21 protein-coding genes are annotated in these 21207 nt (G+C 68.2%); 16 read left to right on the top strand and 5 right to left on the bottom strand.

The window, feature by feature from the left end; all coding sequences use genetic code 11:
- The first annotated feature begins 97 nt into the window (after nucleotides 1–97).
- The 10 genes from ppsA to dnaB all read left to right on the top strand — a co-directional run bounded on the left by ppsA (nucleotide 98) and on the right by dnaB (nucleotide 10456).
- Complete coding sequence (gene ppsA, locus ASG30_RS14270) at nucleotides 98–2491, top strand: phosphoenolpyruvate synthase (protein WP_055897875.1); 2394 nt, start codon at nucleotides 98–100, stop codon at nucleotides 2489–2491.
- 55 nt (nucleotides 2492–2546) lie between these two features.
- Nucleotides 2547–2801 carry a DUF4212 domain-containing protein gene (locus ASG30_RS14265; RefSeq protein WP_055897873.1) on the top strand — a complete coding sequence of 85 codons (255 nt, stop codon included), beginning with the start codon at nucleotides 2547–2549 and terminating at the stop codon, nucleotides 2799–2801.
- Nucleotides 2794–4854: a VC_2705 family sodium/solute symporter gene (locus ASG30_RS14260; protein WP_055897870.1), complete on the top strand. Its 2061-nt coding sequence runs from the start codon at nucleotides 2794–2796 to the stop codon at nucleotides 4852–4854. The genes ASG30_RS14265 and ASG30_RS14260 overlap by 8 nt, the downstream gene beginning before the upstream one ends.
- A 92-nt stretch (nucleotides 4855–4946) precedes the next feature.
- Entirely contained in the window at nucleotides 4947–6638 is a 1692-nt protein-coding gene (locus ASG30_RS14255; RefSeq protein ID WP_055897867.1) for an MFS transporter, read from the top strand.
- A 145-nt stretch (nucleotides 6639–6783) separates the two neighbouring features.
- The gene (locus tag ASG30_RS14250) at nucleotides 6784–7257 is read left to right on the top strand and encodes a hypothetical protein (protein WP_055897866.1); all 474 of its coding nucleotides are present in this window, start codon (nucleotides 6784–6786) and stop codon (nucleotides 7255–7257) included.
- 124 nt (nucleotides 7258–7381) lie between these two features.
- On the top strand, nucleotides 7382–7747 hold the full coding sequence (gene rpsF, locus ASG30_RS14245) for a 30S ribosomal protein S6 (RefSeq protein ID WP_027099875.1): 366 nt from the start codon (nucleotides 7382–7384) through the stop codon (nucleotides 7745–7747).
- Between the two features lie 28 nt (nucleotides 7748–7775).
- Nucleotides 7776–8063: a primosomal replication protein N gene (gene priB / locus ASG30_RS14240; protein ID WP_055897863.1), complete on the top strand. Its 288-nt coding sequence runs from the start codon at nucleotides 7776–7778 to the stop codon at nucleotides 8061–8063.
- Between the two features lie 16 nt (nucleotides 8064–8079).
- On the top strand, nucleotides 8080–8361 hold the full coding sequence (gene rpsR, locus ASG30_RS14235; RefSeq protein WP_013901741.1) for a 30S ribosomal protein S18: 282 nt from the start codon (nucleotides 8080–8082) through the stop codon (nucleotides 8359–8361).
- 13 nt (nucleotides 8362–8374) lie between these two features.
- Nucleotides 8375–8827, top strand: coding sequence for a 50S ribosomal protein L9 (rplI, locus tag ASG30_RS14230; protein WP_055897861.1), 453 nt, complete (start codon nucleotides 8375–8377; stop codon nucleotides 8825–8827).
- A 219-nt stretch (nucleotides 8828–9046) separates the two neighbouring features.
- Nucleotides 9047–10456, top strand: a complete 1410-nt coding sequence (gene dnaB / locus ASG30_RS14225; RefSeq protein WP_055897859.1) for a replicative DNA helicase — start codon at nucleotides 9047–9049, stop codon at nucleotides 10454–10456.
- Nucleotides 10457–10463: 7 nt separating this feature from the next.
- On the opposite strand, the gene ASG30_RS14220 is transcribed toward dnaB, so the two are convergent.
- The 5 genes from ASG30_RS14220 to ASG30_RS14200 all read right to left on the bottom strand — a co-directional run bounded on the left by ASG30_RS14220 (nucleotide 10464) and on the right by ASG30_RS14200 (nucleotide 15069).
- Nucleotides 10464–11705, bottom strand: coding sequence for a DUF3443 family protein (locus ASG30_RS14220; RefSeq protein WP_055897854.1), 1242 nt, complete (start codon nucleotides 11703–11705; stop codon nucleotides 10464–10466).
- Complete coding sequence (locus ASG30_RS14215; RefSeq protein ID WP_082522116.1) at nucleotides 11702–12154, bottom strand: DUF2844 domain-containing protein; 453 nt, start codon at nucleotides 12152–12154, stop codon at nucleotides 11702–11704. The genes ASG30_RS14220 and ASG30_RS14215 overlap by 4 nt, the downstream gene beginning before the upstream one ends.
- Nucleotides 12155–12243: 89 nt before the next feature.
- Nucleotides 12244–13923, bottom strand: a complete 1680-nt coding sequence (locus ASG30_RS14210; protein ID WP_055897849.1) for a PhoH family protein — start codon at nucleotides 13921–13923, stop codon at nucleotides 12244–12246.
- Between the two features lie 190 nt (nucleotides 13924–14113).
- Nucleotides 14114–14590, bottom strand: coding sequence for a peroxiredoxin (locus tag ASG30_RS14205; RefSeq protein ID WP_055897846.1), 477 nt, complete (start codon nucleotides 14588–14590; stop codon nucleotides 14114–14116).
- A 101-nt stretch (nucleotides 14591–14691) separates the two neighbouring features.
- Nucleotides 14692–15069 (bottom strand): Mth938-like domain-containing protein, encoded by a 378-nt coding sequence (locus ASG30_RS14200; protein WP_055897843.1) that lies wholly within the window; start codon nucleotides 15067–15069, stop codon nucleotides 14692–14694.
- Nucleotides 15070–15172: 103 nt separating this feature from the next.
- Here ASG30_RS14200 and ASG30_RS14195 point away from each other — a divergent pair, with 103 nt between their 5' ends.
- The 6 genes from ASG30_RS14195 (at nucleotide 15173) to ASG30_RS14170 (ending at nucleotide 21206) form a co-directional block, all read left to right on the top strand.
- Nucleotides 15173–16399: a pyridoxal phosphate-dependent aminotransferase gene (locus ASG30_RS14195; protein ID WP_055897841.1), complete on the top strand. Its 1227-nt coding sequence runs from the start codon at nucleotides 15173–15175 to the stop codon at nucleotides 16397–16399.
- A complete protein-coding gene (locus ASG30_RS14190) occupies nucleotides 16396–17706 on the top strand; it encodes a homoserine dehydrogenase (RefSeq protein ID WP_055897839.1) in 1311 nt (436 codons plus the stop codon). The genes ASG30_RS14195 and ASG30_RS14190 overlap by 4 nt, the downstream gene beginning before the upstream one ends.
- 84 nt (nucleotides 17707–17790) lie before the next feature.
- Complete coding sequence (gene thrC, locus ASG30_RS14185) at nucleotides 17791–19197, top strand: threonine synthase (protein WP_055898709.1); 1407 nt, start codon at nucleotides 17791–17793, stop codon at nucleotides 19195–19197.
- Between the two features lie 4 nt (nucleotides 19198–19201).
- Nucleotides 19202–19735, top strand: a complete 534-nt coding sequence (mobB, locus tag ASG30_RS14180; RefSeq protein WP_055897836.1) for a molybdopterin-guanine dinucleotide biosynthesis protein B — start codon at nucleotides 19202–19204, stop codon at nucleotides 19733–19735.
- A complete protein-coding gene (locus tag ASG30_RS14175) occupies nucleotides 19732–20955 on the top strand; it encodes a molybdopterin molybdotransferase MoeA (protein ID WP_156385551.1) in 1224 nt (407 codons plus the stop codon). The genes mobB and ASG30_RS14175 overlap by 4 nt, the downstream gene beginning before the upstream one ends.
- A complete protein-coding gene (locus ASG30_RS14170; protein ID WP_055897833.1) occupies nucleotides 20952–21206 on the top strand; it encodes a MoaD/ThiS family protein in 255 nt (84 codons plus the stop codon). The genes ASG30_RS14175 and ASG30_RS14170 overlap by 4 nt, the downstream gene beginning before the upstream one ends.
- The last annotated feature ends 1 nt before the right edge of the window (nucleotide 21207 follow it).

The raw sequence follows: 21207 nt of genomic DNA, 5'->3' as shown, positions 1-21207 counted from the left end.
GTTTTGGCCCATTCGAACAAGCACAAAGCCGAACCGACGGACATGGCCGCTCGCGCCGCTGGAGCGCAGACCCGGTTTCAACTTCTGGAGTTTTCCCATGTCTGCCCTTTTCAGCCCGACCGCCCTGGTCGTTCCGTTTGAGAACCTGAGGATGACCGATGTCGAGGCGGTCGGCGGCAAGAACGCCAGCCTCGGCGAAATGATCTCGCAGCTGCCCCAGGGCGTGCGCGTGCCCACCGGCTTCGCCTCCACCGCCCACGCCTTCCGCCAGTTCCTTGCCCACGACGGCCTGGCCGATCGCATCCAGAAGCGCCTGTCGACGCTCGACACCGAAGACGTGCGCGCGCTGGCCGCGGCCGGCGCGGAGATCCGCCGCTGGATGGAGGCGCAGCCCTTTCCCGCGGACCTGGAGCGCGAGATCCGCACTGCGTTCGAGAAACTGAGCGCCGGCAACAACCAGGCCAGCTTCGCCGTGCGTTCCTCGGCCACGGCCGAAGACCTGCCCGATGCATCGTTCGCCGGGCAGCAGGAGACCTTCCTGAACGTGGTCGGCATCGACGACGTGCTGCACAAGATGAAGGAAGTGTTCGCCTCCCTCTACAACGACCGGGCGATCAGCTACCGCGTGCACAAGGGCTTCGCGCATTCGGACGTGGCGTTGTCGGCGGGCGTTCAGCGCATGGTGCGCAGCGACCTCGGCGCGGCCGGCGTCATGTTCACCATCGACACCGAATCGGGCTTCTCGGACGTGGTGTTCATCACCTCCAGCTACGGCCTGGGCGAGACGGTGGTGCAGGGTGCGGTGAACCCGGACGAGTTCTACGTCCACAAGCCCATGCTCAAGGCCGGCAAGCGCGCCGTAATCCGCCGCAACCTCGGCTCCAAGCTGATCCAGATGGTGTTCAGCAGCGCGCAGGAAAAGGCCGCCAGCGGCAAGCTGGTCAAGACGACCGAAGTGCCGCTGGAGCAGCGCAACCGCTATTCGCTGACCGACGCCGACGTGGAGCTGCTGGCCAAGTACGCGCTGGTGATCGAGGACCACTACGGCCGCCCGATGGACATCGAGTGGGGCAAGGACGGCGTGGACGGCCAGCTCTACATCCTTCAGGCCCGTCCCGAGACGGTGAAGAGCCAGCAGCAGGGCAAGGCCGAGACCCGCTACAAGCTCAAGGGCAAGGGCAACGTGCTGGCCGAGGGCCGCGCCATCGGCCAGAAGATCGGCACGGGCCCGGTGCGGCTGGTGCACAGCATCTCGGAGATGGACAAGGTGCAGGCCGGCGACGTGCTGGTCACCGACATGACCGACCCGAACTGGGAGCCGGTGATGAAGCGCGCCAGCGCCATCGTCACCAACCGCGGCGGGCGCACCTGCCACGCGGCCATCATCGCGCGCGAGCTGGGCATCCCGGCCGTGGTGGGCTGCGGCGACGCCACCTCGCAGCTGAAGGACGGCACGCTGGTCACGGTGAGCTGCGCCGAGGGCGACACCGGCTTCATCTACGACGGCCTGCTCGAGACCGAGGTCACCGAGGTGCAGCGCGGCGAGATGCCGCCCATCCGCACCAAGATCATGATGAACGTGGGCAACCCGCAGCTGGCCTTCGACTTCGCGCAGCTGCCCAACGACGGCGTGGGCCTGGCGCGCCTGGAGTTCATCATCAACAACAACATCGGTGTGCACCCCAAGGCCATCCTCGACTACCCCAACGTCGACGGCGACCTGAAGAAGGCGGTGGAGTCGGTGGCGCGCGGCCATGCCTCGCCGCGGGCGTTCTACGTCGACAAGGTGGCCGAAGGCGTCGCCACCATCGCCGCGGCCTTCTGGCCCAAGCCGGTGATCGTGCGGCTGTCGGACTTCAAGAGCAACGAGTACCGCAAGCTGATCGGCGGCAGCCGCTACGAGCCGGAAGAAGAAAACCCCATGCTGGGATTTCGCGGTGCGGCGCGCTACGTGAGCGGCGAGTTCTCCGAAGCCTTCGCCATGGAGTGCGAGGCTCTGCGCCGCGTGCGCAGCGAGATGGGCCTGACCAACGTGCAGGTGATGGTGCCCTTCGTGCGCACCCTGGGCCAGGCCGACCGCGTCACCCAGCTGCTCGCCCAGCATGGCCTCAAGCGCGGCCAGGACGAGCTCAAGGTGATCATGATGTGCGAGGTGCCCAGCAACGCCATCCTGGCCGACGAGTTCCTCAAGTTCTTCGACGGCTTCTCGATCGGCTCCAACGACCTGACCCAGCTCACCCTGGGCCTGGACCGCGACTCCGGCCTGGAGCTGCTGGCCGCCGACTTCGACGAGCGCGATCCGGCCGTGAAGGCGCTGCTCTCGCGCGCCATCGCCGCCTGCCGAGCGCAGAACAAGTACGTGGGCATCTGCGGCCAGGGCCCCAGCGACCACCCGGACTTCGCGCAGTGGCTGGCCGACGAGGGCATCGCTTCGATCTCGCTCAACCCCGACAGCGTGATCTCCACCTGGCAGCAGCTCGCGCAGCGTTGAAGCGCCTGAGGGAATCCCTAACCGCGGCGGGGCGCCGCGGTGAGAAGATTCCCCGATGAGTTCGCCGCGCCAGGAATCCCACAAACCTCAGGTCCTGGCGCTCAAGGCCGGCCTGCTGGTGGTGTGGGCGCTGGTGAGTTTCGCGGCTTGCTTCTTCGCCCACGAACTGCAGTTCTCCATCGGCCCCTGGCCCTTCTTCTACTGGCTGGCCGCGCAGGGCGCGCTGATCGTCTTCATCGCCATCGTCGTGGTCTACGCCTGGGCGATGGACCGCCTGGACCCCGAGGAAGAGGACCGGCCCCATGCCTGAGGCCCGCGAGTACGCGGACTACAAGCGCCGGCTGCACCTGATGCTGGCCATCTACGTGACCGGCGTGGTCACGGTGCTGGCGCTGCTGGCGTGGGCGGAGCAGGCCGGGCTGTCGCGGTTCTGGCTCGGTCCCATCTTCATCTTCGTCAGCGTGATGTCCTATGCGGCCATCGGCATCTCGCGGCGCACCAGCGAACCCGAGGAGTACTACGTCGCGGGCCGGCGCATCCCCGCCATGTACAACGGCATGGCGGCGGCCGCCGACTGGATGAGCGCGGCCTCCTTCATCAGCCTGGCCGGTGGCCTCTATCTGCAGGGGTTCAGCGGCTCGGAGACGCAGACGGGCGGGCTGGCCTACCTGCTGGGCTGGACCGGCGGGTTCTGCCTGGTGGCGCTGCTGGTGGCGCCGCACCTGCGGCGAATGAACCTGCACACCGTGCCCGACTACTTCGGCGAGCGCTACGGCGGGCGCTGGCCGCGGATCATCGCGGCGCTGTCCGCGGTGCTGTGCTCGTTCACGTACGTCGTGGCGCAGATCTACGGCATCGGCCTGATCGCCTCGCGGCTGACGGGCGTGCAGTTCGAGATCGGCATCCTCCTGGGCCTGGGCGGCGTGCTGCTCTGCTCGTTCCTGGGCGGCATGCGCGCCATCACCTGGACGCAGGTGGCGCAGTACGTGGTGCTGCTGCTGGCTTTCCTCATCCCGGTGTCGTGGCTGGCGTACAAGCAGCTGGGCAACCCGCTGGCGCCCCTGGTCTACGGCTCGCAGGTCGCCAAGATCAGCGAACTCGAACGCAAGCTCGCGCAGGACCCGGCCGAGCGCGAGGTGGCCGCGATCCACCTGCAGCGGGCCCGCGAGTACGAGCGCAAGCTGCAGAACATCCCGAAGGCGCTGCGGGAGGACCGTGCGGCGGCGCAGGCGCGCGTGCGCCAGCTCAAGGCCCAGGAGGCCGACTCCGACCTGATCGTGCGGGCCAACCGCGCGCTGGCCGCGCTGCCGAAGGACGAGCAGATCGCGCGCGAGCAGTGGACGCGGGCGATGCAGGAGAACTACGACCGGGCCCGTCCCCTGGGTGGCGTGCCGCGCCATGCGCAGCCCTTCACCGGTGATCCCGCGGGGGACGAAGAAGCGCGCAAGACCTTCAGCGAATCGCGCATGAACTTCCTGGCCCTGATGTTCTGCCTGATGGTGGGCACGGCCGGACTGCCGCACCTGCTCACGCGCTACTACACGACGCCCACCGTCTCGGAGGCGCGTAAGTCGGTGGCCTGGTCGCTGTTCTTCATCGTGCTGGTCTACATCAGCGTGCCGGCCCTGGCGGTGCTGGTGAAGTTCGAGGTCATGAACAACCTGGTGGGCAGCAGCTTCGATGCGCTGCCCTCGTGGATGGCGCAGTGGTCGCGGCTTGACGCCTCGCTGCTGTCGGTGGAGGACGTCAACGGCGACCGCGTGCTGCAGTGGGGCGAGATCCGGCTGGCGGCCGACATGATCATGCTGGCCACGCCCGAACTCGGCGGGCTGCCCTATGTCATCTCGGGGCTGGTCGCGGCCGGCGGACTGGCGGCGGCGCTGTCGACTGCGGACGGCCTGCTGCTCACGATCAGCAACGCGCTGGTGCGCGACATCTACTGCCACGAGATCCGGCCCACGGTGCGGCCCGAGCACCGCGTGATCCTCTCGAAGTTCGCGCTGCTGGCGGTCGCCCTGGTCGCGGCGGTGGTGGCGTCGCTCAAGCCGGCGGAGATCCTTCCCCTGGTGGCCGCGTCGTTCTCGCTCGCGGCTTCGGCCTTCGTGCCGGCCATGGTGCTGGGCATCTTCTGGCGGGGCGCCACGGGGCCGGGCGCGGTTGCGGGCATGGTCGTCGGCCTGTCGCTGACCATCTGCTACATGGCGATCAACGCGCCGGCGCTGCGGGCCTTGCTGTCCCTGGCCCCGGGCCCGGACCTGTGGTTCGGCATCCAGCCGATCTCGGCCGGCGTGTTCGGCGTCCCGGCGGGCGTCGTGGTCACGGTCCTGGTCAGCCTCTTGTGGCGGCAAAAGCCGGTTTCCTAGGGTTATCACCGAGGCTTTGGTCTTTTTGACGTCAGCCTGACGTCAGTGGGGCTGCGAAGACTCGCAGGACCCCAACCACAAGGAGACAAGTCATGTCGACAGCGACTGCTGGCAAGGCGCCCAAGGCGTCCTCCCAGCCGATGACGAGAGAGGAAAAGAAGGTCATCTTCGCCTCGTCGCTCGGCACGGTGTTCGAGTGGTACGACTTCTACTTGTACGGGTCGCTGGCGGCGATCATCGCCCGGCAGTTCTTCGCCGGCCTGGATCCGACCTCCGCGTACATCTTCGCGTTGTTGGCCTTCGCGGCGGGCTTCCTGGTCCGTCCGTTCGGCGCCATCGTGTTCGGCCGACTGGGCGACATGATCGGGCGCAAGTACACCTTCCTCGTGACGATCCTGATCATGGGCGCGTCGACGTTCATCGTCGGCCTGCTGCCCGGTTATGCCTCCATCGGCGTGGCCGCCCCGGTGATCCTGATCGCCTTGCGCCTGCTGCAGGGCCTGGCCCTGGGCGGTGAGTACGGCGGTGCCGCGACCTACGTCGCCGAGCACGCGCCGCACGGCAAACGCGGTGCGTACACCTCGTGGATCCAGACGACGGCCACGCTGGGCCTGTTCCTGTCGCTGCTGGTGATCCTGGGCGTGCGCAACTTCCTGGGCGAGAAGGACTTCGGCGACTGGGGCTGGCGCATTCCGTTCCTGCTGTCGATCGTGCTGCTGGGCATCTCGGTGTGGATCCGGCTGTCGCTGAACGAGTCGCCGGCCTTCCAGAAGATGAAGGCCGAGGGCAAGACTTCCAAGGCGCCGCTGTCCGAGTCGTTCGGCGAGTGGAAGAACCTGAAGATCGTCATCCTGGCGCTCCTGGGCCTGACCGCCGGCCAGGCCGTGGTCTGGTACACGGGCCAGTTCTACGCGCTGTTCTTCCTGACGACGATCGCCAAGGTGGACGTGACGACGGCCAACCTGCTGATCGCCGCCTCGCTGCTGATCGGCACGCCGTTCTTCATCGTGTTCGGCGCGCTGTCCGACCGCATCGGCCGCAAGCCGATCATCATGGCCGGCTGCCTGCTGGCCGCGCTGACCTACTTCGCCGTCTTCCCGATGCTGCTGAAGTACGCCAACCCCGCCCTGGTGGAAGCGCAGGCCCGCACCCGCGTGACCATCACGGCCGACCCGAAGGAATGCTCGTTCCAGGGCAGCCCGATCGCGCGTGACATCGACTTCCGCACCTCGTGCGACATCGCCAAGCGCGCGCTCACCCAGGCCTACATCCCGTACGAGAACAAGGCGGGCACCGGCCCGGCGACCATCTCCATCGCCGACAAGGTGCTGACCGCGCCCAGCGCCACGCTGAACGACAAGCGTGACGCGTTCTCGCCGGACAGCGCCAAGACCCTGGCCGAATTCCGCAAGCAGCTGGGCGACACGGCCAAGGCCAACGGCCTGATGCAGGGGGCGGACACGGCCAAGATGGACAAGGTCATGGTGCTGGTGATCCTGGTCTACCTGGTCATCCTGGTGACCATGGTGTACGGCCCGATCGCCGCGATGCTGGTGGAGCTGTTCCCGACCCGCATCCGCTACACCTCCATGAGCCTGCCGTACCACATCGGCAACGGCTGGTTCGGCGGCCTGCTGCCGACCACGGCCTTCGCGATGGTGGCGGCCACCGGCGACATCTACTACGGCCTGTGGTACCCGGTGATCGTCGCGGCCGGCACCTTCATCATCGGCCTGCTGTTCGTGCGCGAGACCAAGGACGTGGACATCTACGCCCGCGACTGAGATCGGACCGATCGCATTTCGCAAAGCCCGCTTACGGCGGGCTTTTTTGCTTAGAGCGCCGTCGGGAAAGGCCCAATGCAGGCTCGCGTACGGCTGTGCCATCCTGAATCGCAGCGGAAGACTCGACGGCCGCGATGGAGGGCACATGATCGTTGTGAAGACGGAGCTGGGATCCAGGGTGGTCCAGGACCGCTCGGTCCCGCTGACGCCGCGCCAGCGCTCGGCACTGATCCTGGTGGACGGCAAGCGCACCGTCGCCGACCTCCACGCCGCCATGGCCGTGGCCGGCATCGACCGGCAGGAACTGGTGCGGCTCCTCGAGCTGGGCCTGGTGCGCGACATGGCGCCCGAGGCGACCGCGGCCGAGCTTTCCGCCGCCCGCGCGGCCGAGTCGGCGGCCCAGAAGCACAGGCAGCGGACTCCCCAGGAACGCTACGCCCAGGCGTATCCCATCGCGACCAAACTGACGGCGGCCCTGGGTTTGCGCGGATTCCGGCTCAACCTCGCGGTCGAGGCGGCCACCAGCTACGAGGACCTGGCCCAGCTGGCCCCGCGCATCCGCGACGCCGTGGGGGCTGACCGCTACTCGCCCCTGGAGAGCGCCCTGAGCGACCGGTAGCGCCCGGCTGCTATAATCATCGGCTTTGCCTTGCCACACCGCCGTTTCGGGCGCCTTTTTGCGCCTCGGGGCAGCGACCTTCCGGGTCGCGACGCAGCGGGTGGCTGATCCACAAGGAGAGTCCATGCGTCATTACGAAATCGTGCTGCTGATCCACCCGGACCAGAGCGAACAGGTTCCGGCCATGCTGGAGCGCTACAAGGGCATGATCACCGCCGGCGGCGGCAAGGTGCACCGTGTCGAGGACTGGGGCCGCCGCCAGCTGGCCTACCAGATCAACAAGCTCGCCAAGGCGCACTACCTGTGCGTGAACATCGAGGCCGACCAGAACGTGATGGGCGAGCTCGAGCACGCCTTCCGCTTCAACGACGCCGTGCTGCGTCACCTGACGGTCCAGAAGAAGAAGGCCGACACCGGCCCGTCTTCCATGATGAAGACCGTCGAGCGCGAGGAAGCGCGCAAGGCCCAGCAGGCGGAGTACCAGTCGTAAGTCGCCTGCCGTTGCGGCCCGTCCGCCGGTGAACCAGGTCAGCCTGTCCGCCCGCATCGCCGAGACCAGCGCACTGCGCTACACCCCGGCGGGGCTCCCGGCCCTGGACTTGAGGCTCGAACACGAGTCCGAAGTCCTCGAAGCCGGCCAGGCCCGGCAGGTGAAGGCGGCGGTCAAGGCGGTGGCGATCGGAAGCGTGGCGGAAGGCATCGTCCGCCAACCGGTCGGCAGCGCCTGGTCCTTCCGGGGATTCCTGGCCACACCACGCAACGGCAAGCACACGGTGCTCCACATCCAGTCGTTCGAACCCGTTTAGAGAAAAGAGGCACACCATGGCCACGTTCAAGAAATTCAACAAGGACAAGCGTCCGAAGCGCAACACCCAGTCGCTGCTGTTCAAGCGCAAGCGCTTCTGCCGCTTCACCGTCGCCGGCGTCGAGGAGATCGACTACAAGGACGTCGACACGCTGCGTGACTTCGTCGCCGAGAACGGCAAGATCATCCCGGCGCGCCTGACCGGCACCCGCGCGATCTACCAGCGCCAGCTCAACACCGCCATCAAGCGCGCTCGCTTCCTGGCCCTGGTCCCGTACAGCGACCAGCACCGCATCTGAGGAGCCAAGGACCATGCAAGTCATTCTTCTGGACAAGGTCGTCAACCTCGGCAGCCTCGGCGAGATCGTCAAGGTCAAGGACGGCTACGCCCGCAACTTCCTGATCCCGTCCGGCCGCGCCCGCCGCGCCACCGAGGCGAACAAGGCCGAATTCGAAGCCAAGCGCGCCGAGCTGGAGAAGGTCGCCGCCGCCAAGCTGAAGGAGTCGCAAGGCCAGGGCGAGAAGCTCTCCGGCACCACGCTCAAGCTGACGCAGAAGGCCGGCGTCGACGGCCGCCTGTTCGGCTCGGTCACCAACTTCGACATCGCCGAGGAGCTGGGCAAGCAGGGCTACAAGGTGAACAAGTCGCAGGTGCGCATGCCCAACGGCCCGATCAAGACGGTGGGCGATTCCACCGTCAGCGTGGCGCTGCACACGGACGTGGTGGTGGACATCAACATCACGGTCTACGGCGAGACCGCTTAAACCGCAGAAACCGCTTCGCTCCAGAGACGAAACAAGGCTGCTGCGCAGCCTTGTCCTTCGGATAGAAAAAGACCGGTCCGCACCGGTCTTTTTCTTTTTGGGCTTCGCGCAATCCACAGGCTCCGCCCATTCATCCACAGGTTCTCAACGCGATCTTCCCAGCGTTGTGCCTCGACCTTTTTCAGCGTGGCCCCTAGCATTCGGGCCGAGGAGAACCCCATGTCCGCCGTCCTGACGCCCGTGAACGACGAATTCCCGCGGGACCGGCAGGTCGCGCAGCTGCGCGTGCCGCCCAATTCGATCGAAGCCGAGTCCAGCGTGCTGGGCGGCCTGCTGATCGACAACGGCGCCTGGGACCGGGTGGGCGACCTGCTCGCCGACGCCGACTTCTACCGCTACGAGCACCGCCTGATCTACGCGGGCATCGGCGCGCTGATCAACGCCAGCCGGCCGGCCGACGTGGTCACCGTCTACGAGCACCTGCAAAGCCTGGGCAAGGCCGAGGAGATCGGCGGCCTGGCGTACCTGAACTCGCTGGCGCAGTACGTGCCCAGCGCCAGCAACATCCGGCGCTACGCGGAGATCGTGCGGGAGCGCTCCATCCTGCGCAAGCTGGTGTCGGCCTCCGACGAGATCGCCACCGCCGCCTTCAGCCCGCAGGGCAAGGCGGTCGACCAGATCCTGGACGAGGCGGAGCAGAAGATCTTCAACATCGGCGAGGAAGGCTCGCGGATGAAGCAGGGCTTCCAGGGCATGGACAGCCTGGTGGTCCAGCTGCTGGACCGGGTCCAGGAGATGGCGGACAACCCGAACGACATCACGGGCGTGCCCACCGGCTTCTACGACCTGGACCGCATGACGTCGGGGCTGCAGGCCGGCGACATGGTGGTGCTTGCGGCGCGGCCCTCCATGGGCAAGACGGCCTTCGCCATCAACATCGCGGAGCACGTGGCGCTCAACGAGGGCCTGCCGGTGGCGGTGTTCTCGATGGAAATGGGCGCCTCGCAGCTGGCCGTTCGTATCGTGGGCTCGATCGGCCGCATCGACCAGGGCCACCTGCGCACCGGCAAGCTCACCGACGACGAGTGGCCGCGGCTGACCGAGGCGATCGAGAAGCTGCGCAACGTCTCGCTGCACATCGACGAGACCCCGGGCCTCACGGTGAGCGAGCTGCGCGCCAACGCGCGTCGCCTGGCCCGCCAGTGCGGCGGCAAGCTCGGCCTGATCGTGATCGACTACCTGCAGCTGATGAGCGTGTCCTCGGGCATGAGCGACGAAAACCGGGCCACGGCGGTGGGCGAGATCTCGCGTGGCCTGAAGATGCTGGCCAAGGAGCTGGGCTGCCCGGTGATCGCGCTGTCGCAGCTGTCGCGCGGCGTGGAGTCGCGCACCGACAAGCGGCCGATGATGAGCGACCTGCGCGAATCGGGCGCCATCGAGCAGGACGCCGACGTCATCATGTTCATCTACCGCGACGACTACTACAACAAGGACTCCAAGGAGCCCGGCGTCACCGAGATCATCATCAGCAAGCAGCGTAACGGCCCCACCGGCACGGTGAAGCTGGCCTTCCTCAAGAACCTGACCAAGTTCGAATCGCTCGCCAACGGCGGCGGCAGCGACTTCTGAGCGGGTCTCAGTAGGCCCAGAAAGGTCCGGGCCCGTTGGGCGCGGCGTAGCCGACGAACACCGACCGCCCGAAGAAGAACGGCAGCCCGTAGTCGAAGCTGCCCGGGATGCCGTTGGTGCCGCCGATGTGGGCCGCGGCCGCGCCGGGCCGGATCGCCGTGATGCTGTCGATGAAGAAGTCGACCGGGGCGGACAGGCCGCTGGCCGACGTGTTGGTGGCGGTCAGCGAAAGCGGTGTCGTGCCCGGGCAGTAGAAGTCGCCGCACGAGGGCAGCGCAGCGTCGTTGAAGAACAGCCCGTTCGAGCCGCTGTCCAGGAAGCTGGCGGGGAAACTGACGCCCTTGTAGGTGGTCGTGAAGAACCCCTGCGCGTCCGCGGAGAAGATCGTCGCGCCCGCCAGCTGGTTGTTCGCCTGCGTGGCCACGCCCAGGATCAGCGAGCCGGTCGCTTCGCCGGCGCCTCCGGTCGGGACGGGCGGCATGACGACCACCACGCCGTTGTTGTTGGCGCCGAAGGAGATCACCGGGTTGCTCACCTGGTTGGCCAGGGCCAGCCGGCTCGGCGTGCAGGCGCCGCCGCCGGTGCAGCCGTAGTAGAAGTTGGGCGCACCCGGCACGCCGACGTCGCAGGCCGAGCCGCAGTCCTCCTTGAAGAAGCCCACGCCGAGGATGCCGTTGGCGCCGCGGCCCGAACCGATGTTGGGCCCGGTGGACGAGCAGGACGCCGGCACCTGCGAGTAGGGCGCGGCCGGATCGTTCACCACCTGGATCGGCAGGCTGCTCGCGACCTCGCCGCCCATGCGCACGTCGGCCACGCGCACCGAACCCCACGAGAAGCCGCTGGCGAACTGGGCGCACTGGCCGACCGCATTGCCGTCGGAGTTGGTGATGGGAGCGAGGGCGAAACCGGCGGGCAGGGCCGACGCCGCGACGCGCAAGCCCGAAGAACCGGTGTCGAGCACGACGTGGTCGATATCCGCGCAGGTGGTCGTGCCCGGCTGGCAGACGCGCACCGTCACGAAGGGCGTGTTGATCGAGGTGCCGTCGGTGCCGGTGTCGACCAGCACCTGCAGCACGTTGGCGCCCGGCACGAAGGGCGTGGACACGCTGGAGGTGCCGCTGCCCGCGCCGCGCATCGCCGTCGCGTTGTCGCCGCCCCCGCCGCCGCCGCAGCTGGCGAGCAGGGCGAACCCGCAGGCCGCCAGGCCCAGCATCGCCTTGTCGATCCAGGAAGAAGTGCGGGCGTTCATGGCACGGCGCGGGGGTCGAAGCCCGCGGGAAGCTGGCGGGGCAGCCACGCCCGGCCCTGGAAGGCGCCCATGCGCCCACCGGACAGGATGGCGACCTCCGGCCGCTGGATGCTGACGGCCGAAGCACGGCCCACGCCGGACGCATGCTCTTCGAGCGCCGCGAAGTGGGTCCCCAGCAGCGCGCGCAGGTCGGGCAGGAAGGGACCGCTCCACGACACCGCGAACACCGTGCCTGCGGCATCCGCGTATTCGCGCACCTCGGTGCCGGACTCCAGTCTGCGCGTCAGCTGCGTGTAGCGCGCGCCCGCCGGCGTCTGCGCCGTGACGCTGGTGGTGCCGGCCACGCGCGCGAGCGCCGCCGCGGGCTCGCCCAGGGCGGCCCAGCAGGAGCCCGAAGCGGCCACCAGGGCCGCGGCCAGGCACCGTCTGGTCGGAAGTGAAGGAGTCATTGCCGGCAAGCTTAGCCGGGTGTGCCCGCTTGGGGGCGTCTTCGCAACCGGACGCTACAGCCGCGCTGGGCGGCCGTGCGCCGGAACGATCAGAGCACTTCGCTGGCGAAGTCGGCCAGGCGCGAACGCTCGCCGCGCGCCAGCGTGATGTGGCCGCTGTGCGGCCAGCCCTTGAACTTGTCGACCGCGAAGGTGAGGCCCGATGAGCCTTCGGTGAGGTAGGGCGTGTCGATCTGCGCCAGGTTGCCCATGCAGATGATCTTGGTGCCCGGGCCTGCCCGCGTGATCAGCGTCTTCATCTGCTTGGGCGTCAGGTTCTGCGCCTCGTCCAGGATGACGTACTTGTTGAGGAAGGTGCGGCCGCGCATGAAGTTCATGCTCTTGATCTTGATGCGGCTGCGGATGAGCTCGTTGGTGGCCGCGCGGCCCCATTCGCCGGCGCCGGTGTCGGTCTTGGCCAGCACCTCCAGGTTGTCGTCCAGCGCGCCCATCCAGGGGCCCATCTTTTCCTCTTCCGTGCCGGGCAGGAAGCCGATGTCCTCGCCGACGCTCACGGTCGCGCGGGTCATGATGATCTCGGTGTAGCGGCGATCGTCCAGCACCTGCGTGAGGCCGGCGGCCAGCGCCATCAGCGTCTTGCCGGTGCCGGCCGTGCCGGTCAGCGTGACGAAGTCGACCTCGGGGTCCATCAGCAGGTTCATCGCGAAGTTCTGCTCGCGGTTGCGCGTGGTCACGCCCCAGACCGCGTTCTTCAGGTGCCCGTAATCCTTCAGTGTGCGCAGCACGGCGGTCTTGCCGCGGATCTCGGTCACGCGCGCGTACAGGCTGGGCTCGCCCGGCGCCTCGAAGTACACGAACTGGTTGATCATCAGGCTGGGCACGATCGGCCCGGTCACCCGGTAGAAGGTGGTCTGGCCGCTCTGCCAGCTCTCCACAGTCTTGCCGTGCTTGGCCCAGAAGTCCGGCGGCAGCGCCAGCGCGCCGGAGTACATCAGCTCCAGGTCGTCCAGCGTCTTGTCGTTTCGGTAGTCCTCGGTCGCCAGGCCCAGCGCGCGGGCCTTGACCCGCATGTTGATGTCCTTGGAGACCAGCACCACGTCGCGCGGCGAATGCTGCTCGCGCAGCGCCTGCACCACGCCCAGGATCTGGTTGTCCGCCTTGCCCTGCGGCAGGCTGGGCGGCAGGTGGTTGGCCAGCGCCTGGGTCTGGAAGAAGAGGTTGCCGCCGGCTTCGGTGTGGCCGGTCGACTCGAGCTTCAGGCCCGCGCTGATGTCCGCGCCCTGCGCGCCCGCGAGGGCATCGAGCGAGCGGCTGGCCTGGCGTGCGTTCCGGGCGACCTCGGTGGTGCCCTTCTTGTGGCCGTCCAGCTCCTCCAGCACGATCATCGGCAGGAAGATGTCGTGTTCCTCGAAGCGGAACAGGCACATCGGGTCGTGCATCAGCACGTTGGTGTCCAGCACGAACAGCTTGGTGGGGCCGGTCGTCTTGGGCTTGCGGCGGCCGGCGGGCTCGGCGGCGGGACGCTTGCGCGCCTGCTGCGGCCTTTCGGCGACGGGGGCTTCGTCCTGGAAGGCGACGGGATGCGCGGTCTCGCGCTCGCCACCGCCGCGCGGGTCGAAGTCCTCGGCCTGCGGGCGTTCAGCCAGCGGGTTTTCCGCGCCGGCAGCCTCCGATTTTCGAGCAGCCTTGTGCGAGGACCGGGCCGGGGCGTCGTAGGCCTCGGGCGGGAGCAGGGCGGCGCGTTTCGTGGGGGCGGGGGGCAGCGGCATAGGGCAGGACGTTCCTGGATGAAGCAGGGGTCATGAAACGAAAAAGCCGCCTGGCGAGCCCGGCGGCTTTTCCTTCGGATGCGGTGTCGACGCGAAGCGCCGTGATCAACTGCATGAGCCCATTATGCACAAGGCCCGTGAAGCGACCACCTCGGTGCGGCGCCTGTTGCTGACAGGCGTCACGGACGGATCAGGCGGCCTTCTTGAGCAGCTTGACGGCCTTCAGGACCTCGTCGACGTGGCCGGGCACCTTCAGGCCGCGCCACTCCTGCTTGAGGATGCCGTCGGCGCCGATCAGGAAGGTGCTGCGCTCGATGCCCTTGACCTTCTTGCCGTACATGATCTTGTTCTTGACCACGCCGAACATGTGGCACATCTTTTCCTCGGTGTCGGCGATCAGCTCGAAGGGCAGCTCGAGCTTGGCCTTGAAGTCGTCATGCGACTTCATGTTGTCGCGCGACACGCCGAAGACGGTGGCCCCGGCCTTCACGAAGTCCTTGTACTTGTCGCGGAACTGCATGGCCTCGGTGGTGCAGCCCGGGGTGTTGTCCTTGGGGTAGAAGTACAGCACCAGGATGTGGCCGAGGTGGGACGTATTGCTGACCTTCAGGCCGCCCGTGGCGTTCGCTTCGAATTCGGGGATGGGCTTGTTGACAACGATCGCCATGGATTTTGTACTCGTGTGACAGGAAAAGTGCCCAGGGAGACCGCGCGCGCGAGGCCGGCTGGCAACACGAGATTTTACCCGAAAGGGGCGACGCGCGCCGCTCAGTCGCCCGACTCCAGCAGCAGAGCCACGGCGACCTGCCGACCTTCCTGGGCCAGGATGTTGTAGGTGCGGCAGGCCGCGGCCGTGTCCATGGTCTCCAGGCCGATGCCCCGCTCGGCCAGCGGACGCAGCCAGGCCGGCCGGGGAAAGCGGATGCGCGCGCCGCTGCCGAAGATGACCACTTCCGCCTGCAACTCGGCCAGCCGCACGAAGTGCTGCGGCCCCAGGTCCTCGTAGGAGCCCGCGGCCCAGTCGATGCGTTCGCCGCGCGAGCTCAGGATCACGCTGTGGGTGATCCGGTCGCTGCCCACGCCCACCCAGCCGGGGCCATAGCCGGTGATGGCCTGCACGTCGAAGCGGTCGGGTTGGAGCTTCATGGAAAAAGGGGAGGGATTCGAGGGAATCGAGCGGGCGGCAGCCCATCCGATCTATGGTCAAATTATAGGTTTCACCCTTGACAACGCCGCCGCAGGAGGGGCTTTGAAGACCGTCCAAAAATCCGCCAAGCTGGCCAACGTGCTGTACGACATCCGCGGGCCGATCATGGACGCGGCCCGCCACATGGAGGAAGAGGGCCACAAGGTCATCAAGCTCAACATCGGCAACCTCGCCCTGTTCGGCTTCGACGCGCCCGAGGAGATCCAGCAGGACATGATCCGCAACCTCGGCAATTCGGCGGGGTACTCGGACAGCAAGGGCATCTTCGCCGCGCGCAAGGCGGTGATGCACTACACCCAGCAGCAGGGCATCCAGGGCGTCGCGCTGGACGACGTCTACCTGGGCAACGGCGCCAGCGAGCTGATCGCCATGGCCACCAACGCGCTGCTGAACGACGGCGACGAGCTGCTGCTGCCTTCGCCCGACTACCCGCTGTGGACCGCGGCCACCAGCCTGTCGGGCGGCACGCCGGTGCACTACCGCTGCGACGAGTCCAACGGCTGGATGCCCGACCTGGACGACCTGCGCGCCAAGATCACGCCGCGCACCAAGGGCATCGTCGTCATCAACCCGAACAACCCGACGGGGGCGCTGTACTCCGACGCGCTGCTCAAGGACATCGTGGCCATCGCGCGCCAGCACGGGCTGGTGCTCCTGGCCGACGAGGTCTACGACAAGGTGTTGTACGACGGCGTGAAGCACACCGCCATCGGCAGCCTGTCGGACGACGTGCTCACGCTCACCTTCAACTCGCTGTCCAAGAGCTACCGCTCCTGCGGCTACCGCGCCGGCTGGATGGTGGTGTCGGGCGACAAGCGCGACGCGGCCGACTACATCGAGGGCCTGACCATGCTCTCGAACATGCGCCTGTGCGCCAACGTGCCCGGCCAGTACGCGATCCAGACCGCGCTGGGGGGCTACCAGAGCATCAACGAGCTGATCGGCGCCGGCGGGCGCCTGCGCCGCCAGCGCGACGTGGCCTACGAGCTGATCACCGCCATCCCCGGCGTCAGCTGCGTCAAGCCGCAGGCGGCGCTGTACATGTTCCCCAGGCTCGACCCCAAGGTCTACCCGATCGCCGACGACCGCCAGTTCTTCCTGGAGCTGCTGCAGGAGACGCGCGTGATGCTGGTGCAGGGCTCGGGCTTCAACTACCCGGACAACAACCATTTCCGCATCGTCTTCCTCCCGCACGAGGACGACCTTCGCGAGGCCATCGGCCGCATCGCGAAATTCCTAGACCACTACCGCAAGCGTCATTCCTCATGAAAGCCATCCAGGTCGGCCTGCTCGGCATCGGCACCGTCGGCAGCGGCGTCTTCAACGTCCTTCGCCGCAACCAGCAGGAGATCCAGCGCCGCGCAGGCCGCGGCATCGAGATCGCGATGGTCGCGGACCTCGACACCGCGCGCGCCCAGTCCATCGTCGGCAGCGCCGTCAAGGTGGTGAAGGACGCGCGTGAAGTCATCGCCAACCCCGAGATCGACATCGTCATCGAGCTGATCGGCGGCTACGGCATCGCGCGCGAGCTGATGATGGAAGCGATCGCCGCCGGCAAGCACGTGGTCACGGCCAACAAGGCGCTGCTGGCGGTTCACGGCACCGAGATCTTCGCGGCTGCCCACCAGCGCGGCGTGATGGTGGCCTTCGAGGCCGCGGTCGCCGGGGGCATCCCCATCATCAAGGCGCTGCGCGAAGGCCTGACCGCCAACCGCATCGAGTGGATCGCCGGCATCATCAACGGCACCACCAACTTCATCCTGTCGGAGATGCGGGACAAGGGCCTGGACTTCGACGTGGTGCTCAAGGAGGCCCAGCGCCTGGGCTACGCCGAGGCCGACCCCACTTTCGACATCGAAGGCGTGGACGCGGCGCACAAGGCCACGATCATGAGCGCCATCGCCTTCGGCATCCCGGTGCAGTTCGACAAGGCCTACGTCGAGGGCATCACCAAGCTGGCCGCGCAGGACATCCGCTACGCCGAGCAACTGGGCTACCGCATCAAGCTGCTGGGCATCACCAAGCGCGTGCCGCAAGGCATCGAGCTGCGCGTGCACCCCAGCCTGGTGCCGGCCCGGCGCCTGATCGCCAACGTCGAAGGCGCGATGAACGCGGTGGTGGTGCAGGGCGACGCCGTCGGCACCACGCTGCACTACGGCAAGGGCGCGGGCAGCGAGCCCACCGCCAGCGCGGTGATCGCCGACCTGGTGGACATCACCCGCCTGCACACGGCCGACGCCGCGCACCGCGTGCCGCACCTGGCCTTCCAGCCCGACCAGATGAGCGGCGAGGTGGTGCTGCCGATGGACGAGGTCGTCACCAGCTACTACCTGCGGCTGCGCGTGGCCGACCAGGCCGGCGTGCTGGCGCAGGTGACGGGCCTGCTGGCCGCGCAGGGCATCTCGGTCGACGCCATGCTGCAGCGCGAAGCGGGCGAGGGCGAGAAGCAGACCGACCTGATCATCCTCACCCACAGCGTGCGCGAGGGCACCATGAACGGCGTGCTGGCGCAGATGCAGGCCCTGCCCACCGTGCTCGCGCCCATCGTGCGCATCCGCAAGGAAGAACTGGCCTAGAAACATGAGCCCCCACGTTCACTTCGTTCTCTGCCCCCCGAGGGGGCTATCGCCCTTCGGGCGGCCGGGCGGGCGATGACTCCCGTGCTGTACGTCTCGACGCGGGGCCATCCCGACCGCAAGCACTTCTGCGAGATCCTGCTCGAGGGCCTGGCGCCCGACGGCGGCCTCTACCTCCCCGAGCACTATCCGCAGGTCGACGCGGCCACGCTGGACCAGTGGCGCGGGCTGCCGTACCACGAGCTCGCCTTCGAGATCCTCTCGCTCTACATCGACGACATCCCGGCGGCCGACCTGCGCGCGATCTGCGCCAAGACCTACACGCCCGAGGTGTTCGGCACGAAGGCGATCGTCCCGCTGCGCAAGCTCGAGGACGGCCTGTACCTCCAGGCCCTGTCCAACGGACCGACGCTGGCCTTCAAGGACATGGCCATGCAGCTGCTGGGCAACCTGTTCGAGTACGAGCTGGCCCGCCGCGGCGAAGAGCTGAACATCCTGGGCGCCACCTCCGGCGACACCGGCAGCGCCGCCGAATACGCGATGCGCGGCAAGAAGGGCGTGCGGGTCTTCATGACCTCGCCGCGCGGCCGCATGAGCCCCTTCCAGCAGGCCCAGATGTTCAGCCTGCAGGACGCCAACATCCACAACCTGGCGATCGAGGGCGTGTTCGACGACTGCCAGGACATCGTCAAGGCGGTCAGCAACGACCTGGCGTTCAAGCGCCGCTACCGCATCGGCACGGTCAACTCGATCAACTGGGCCCGGCTGATGGCCCAGGTGGTCTATTACTTCGCGGGCTACTTCCAGGCCTCTGCGCAGAAGGTCGACTTCGCGGTGCCCTCCGGCAACTTCGGCAACATCTGCGCGGGCCACGTGGCCCGCATGATGGGCCTGCCGATCGGCCGCCTGGTGCTGGCCACCAACGAGAACGACGTGCTGGACGAGTTCTTCCGCACCGGCGTGTACCGCGTTCGGTCAGGCGCCGACACGCACGAGACGTCCAGCCCCTCGATGGACATCAGCAAGGCCAGCAACTTCGAGCGCTTCGTGTTCGACCTGCTCGGCCGCGACGCCGCCCGCACCCGCGCCCTGTTCGCCGACGAGCTGCCGCGCACCGGCCGCTTCGACCTCGGCCGCGACCCGGCCTTCGCGCAGGCCCGTGAGCGCTTCGGATTCGTCAGCGGCAAGAGCACCCACGCCGACCGCGTCGCCACCATCCGCGACACCTGGGAGCGCCTGCACGCGATGGTGGACACGCACACGGCCGACGGCCTGAAGGTGGCGCGCCAGCACCTGCAGCCGGGCGTTCCGATGGTCGTGCTGGAAACGGCGCTGCCGGTGAAGTTCGCCGCCACCATCGTCGAGGCGCTGGGCCGCGAGCCCGAGCGGCCGGCCCGCTTCGAAGGCATCGAGAGCCTGCCCCGGCGGGTGACGGTGCTGCCGGCCGACGTGGCCCGGGTGCAGACTTACATCGCCGCCCAGTGCGGTTGACCGCATGAAAGTCGTCGGCTTCGCCGGGTACTCCGGCTCTGGCAAGACCACGCTGATCGAGCGCCTCATCCCCGCGCTCAAGCTGCGCGGGCTGCGCGTCTCGGTGGTCAAGCATGCGCACCACAGCTTCGACATCGACCATCCCGGCAAGGACACCTACCGGCATCGCGAAGCGGGCGCCTTCGAGGTGGTGGTCGCGTCGCGGCGCCGCCTGGCGCTGGTGCGCGAGTTCGAGCGGGAGGCCCAGCTCACCGTGCACCAGCTGATCGCCGAGCTGTACGACGGCGTCGACTGGGTGATCGTCGAAGGCTTCAAGCAGAGCAACCTGCTCAAGGTCGAGGTCTGGCGGGCCGAGCCCGGCAAGGCGGCGCGCTACCCGGAGGACGACTTCATCGCCGCGATCGCGACCGACACGCCCGACCAGCTGCCCGAAGCAACCCTGCGCCCGGTGCTGGACCTGAACGATCCGGATGCGATGGCGCAGTGGCTGGTCGACAATGGCCACCGTTTCGAATACGACCCGGAGATGTACGCGTGACGAGACCGGCGCTGCGATCGCTGGACGAGACCTTGGCCGACCTGCTGGGCCGTGCGGTTCCGCTGTCCGGTGTCGAGCGCATCGCCACCTTCGACGCCGATGGCCGCGTGCTGGCGCAGGACCTGATCTCGCCGCTGCAGATCCCGCCGCAGGACAACAGCGCCATGGACGGTTATGCCGTCCGCCGCGCCGAGATCCCCGACGAGGGCGTGGTGCTGCCGGTGAGCCAGCGCATCCCGGCCGGCCAGGCGGCGCAGCCGCTGCCGCCCGGCACCGTGGCCCGCATCTTCACCGGCGCGCCGGTGCCCGAAGGCGCCGATGCCATCGTGATGCAGGAGCAGACCGAGGCGGTGGGCGAGTCGGCCGTGCGCATCCAGACCGTGCCCGCGGAAGGGCAGTGGATCCGCCGCGCGGGCGAGGACGTCACCCGCGGCGCCGTGGTGCTGCAGCGCGGCCACCGGCTGGGCCCGGCCGCCTGCGGCCTGGCCGCCGGCATCGGCTGCGACCGGCTGCAGGTGGCGCGGCGGCCGAAAGTGGCGCTGTTCTCCACCGGCGACGAGCTGGTGATGCCCGGCACCGTGCCGCCCGAGCGCATGCCGCCCGGCGCGATCTACAACTCCAACCGCTTCTTCCTGCGCCAGCTGCTGGCGCGCTGCGGCTGCGAGCTGGGCGACCTGGGCATCGTGCCGGACAACCGCGAAGCGACCGTGCAGGCGCTGCGCACCGCGGCCGAGGGCCACGACGTCATCCTCACCAGCGGTGGCGTGTCGGTGGGGGAAGAGGACCACATCAAGCCCGCCGTCGAGCAGCTCGGCTCGCTCGACTTCTGGCAGATCGCGATGAAGCCCGGCAAGCCCTTCGCGTACGGCAAGGTGGGCCAGGCCCACTTCCTCGGCCTGCCCGGCAACCCGGTGTCCAGCTTCATCACCTTCCTGCTGCTGGTGCGGCCCTTCCTGCTCAAGCTGCAGGGCGCGACCGCGTTCGCGCCCGCGGCGGTCACGCTCCAGGCCGGCTTCGACTGGAAGCGGCCGGACAAGCGGCGCGAGTTCCTGCGCGTTCGGCGCGATGCCCAGGGCGTGCTGCAGCTGTTCCCCAACCAGAGCTCGGGCGTGCTGACCTCCACGGTCTGGTGCGACGGCTTCGTCGACAACCCGCCCGGCCAGGCCATTGCGCGCGGCGACGCCGTGCGCTTCCTGCCGCTCGCGGAGCTGCTGTCATGAAGAAGATCCAGCTGCGTTACTTCGCCTCGGTGCGCGAGGCCATGGGCCGCGGGGGCGAGGAGCGACAGACCGCGGCGGCCAGCCTGGCCGCGCTGCGCGACGAACTGGTCGCGCTGGGCGAGCCCTATGCCCAGGCGCTGGGCGGTGGCAAGGCGGTGCGCATGGCGCTGGACCAGGTGATGGCGGACGACGACACGGCCCTGCGCGAAGGCGGCGAGGTCGCCTTCTTCCCGCCCGTCACCGGAGGCTGAG

Source organism: Ramlibacter sp. Leaf400 (assembly GCF_001424545.1).
In the GTDB taxonomy this organism is placed as follows: Bacteria; Pseudomonadota; Gammaproteobacteria; order Burkholderiales; family Burkholderiaceae_C; genus Ramlibacter.
This window is presented reverse-complemented; position numbering and strand designations above follow the sequence as displayed.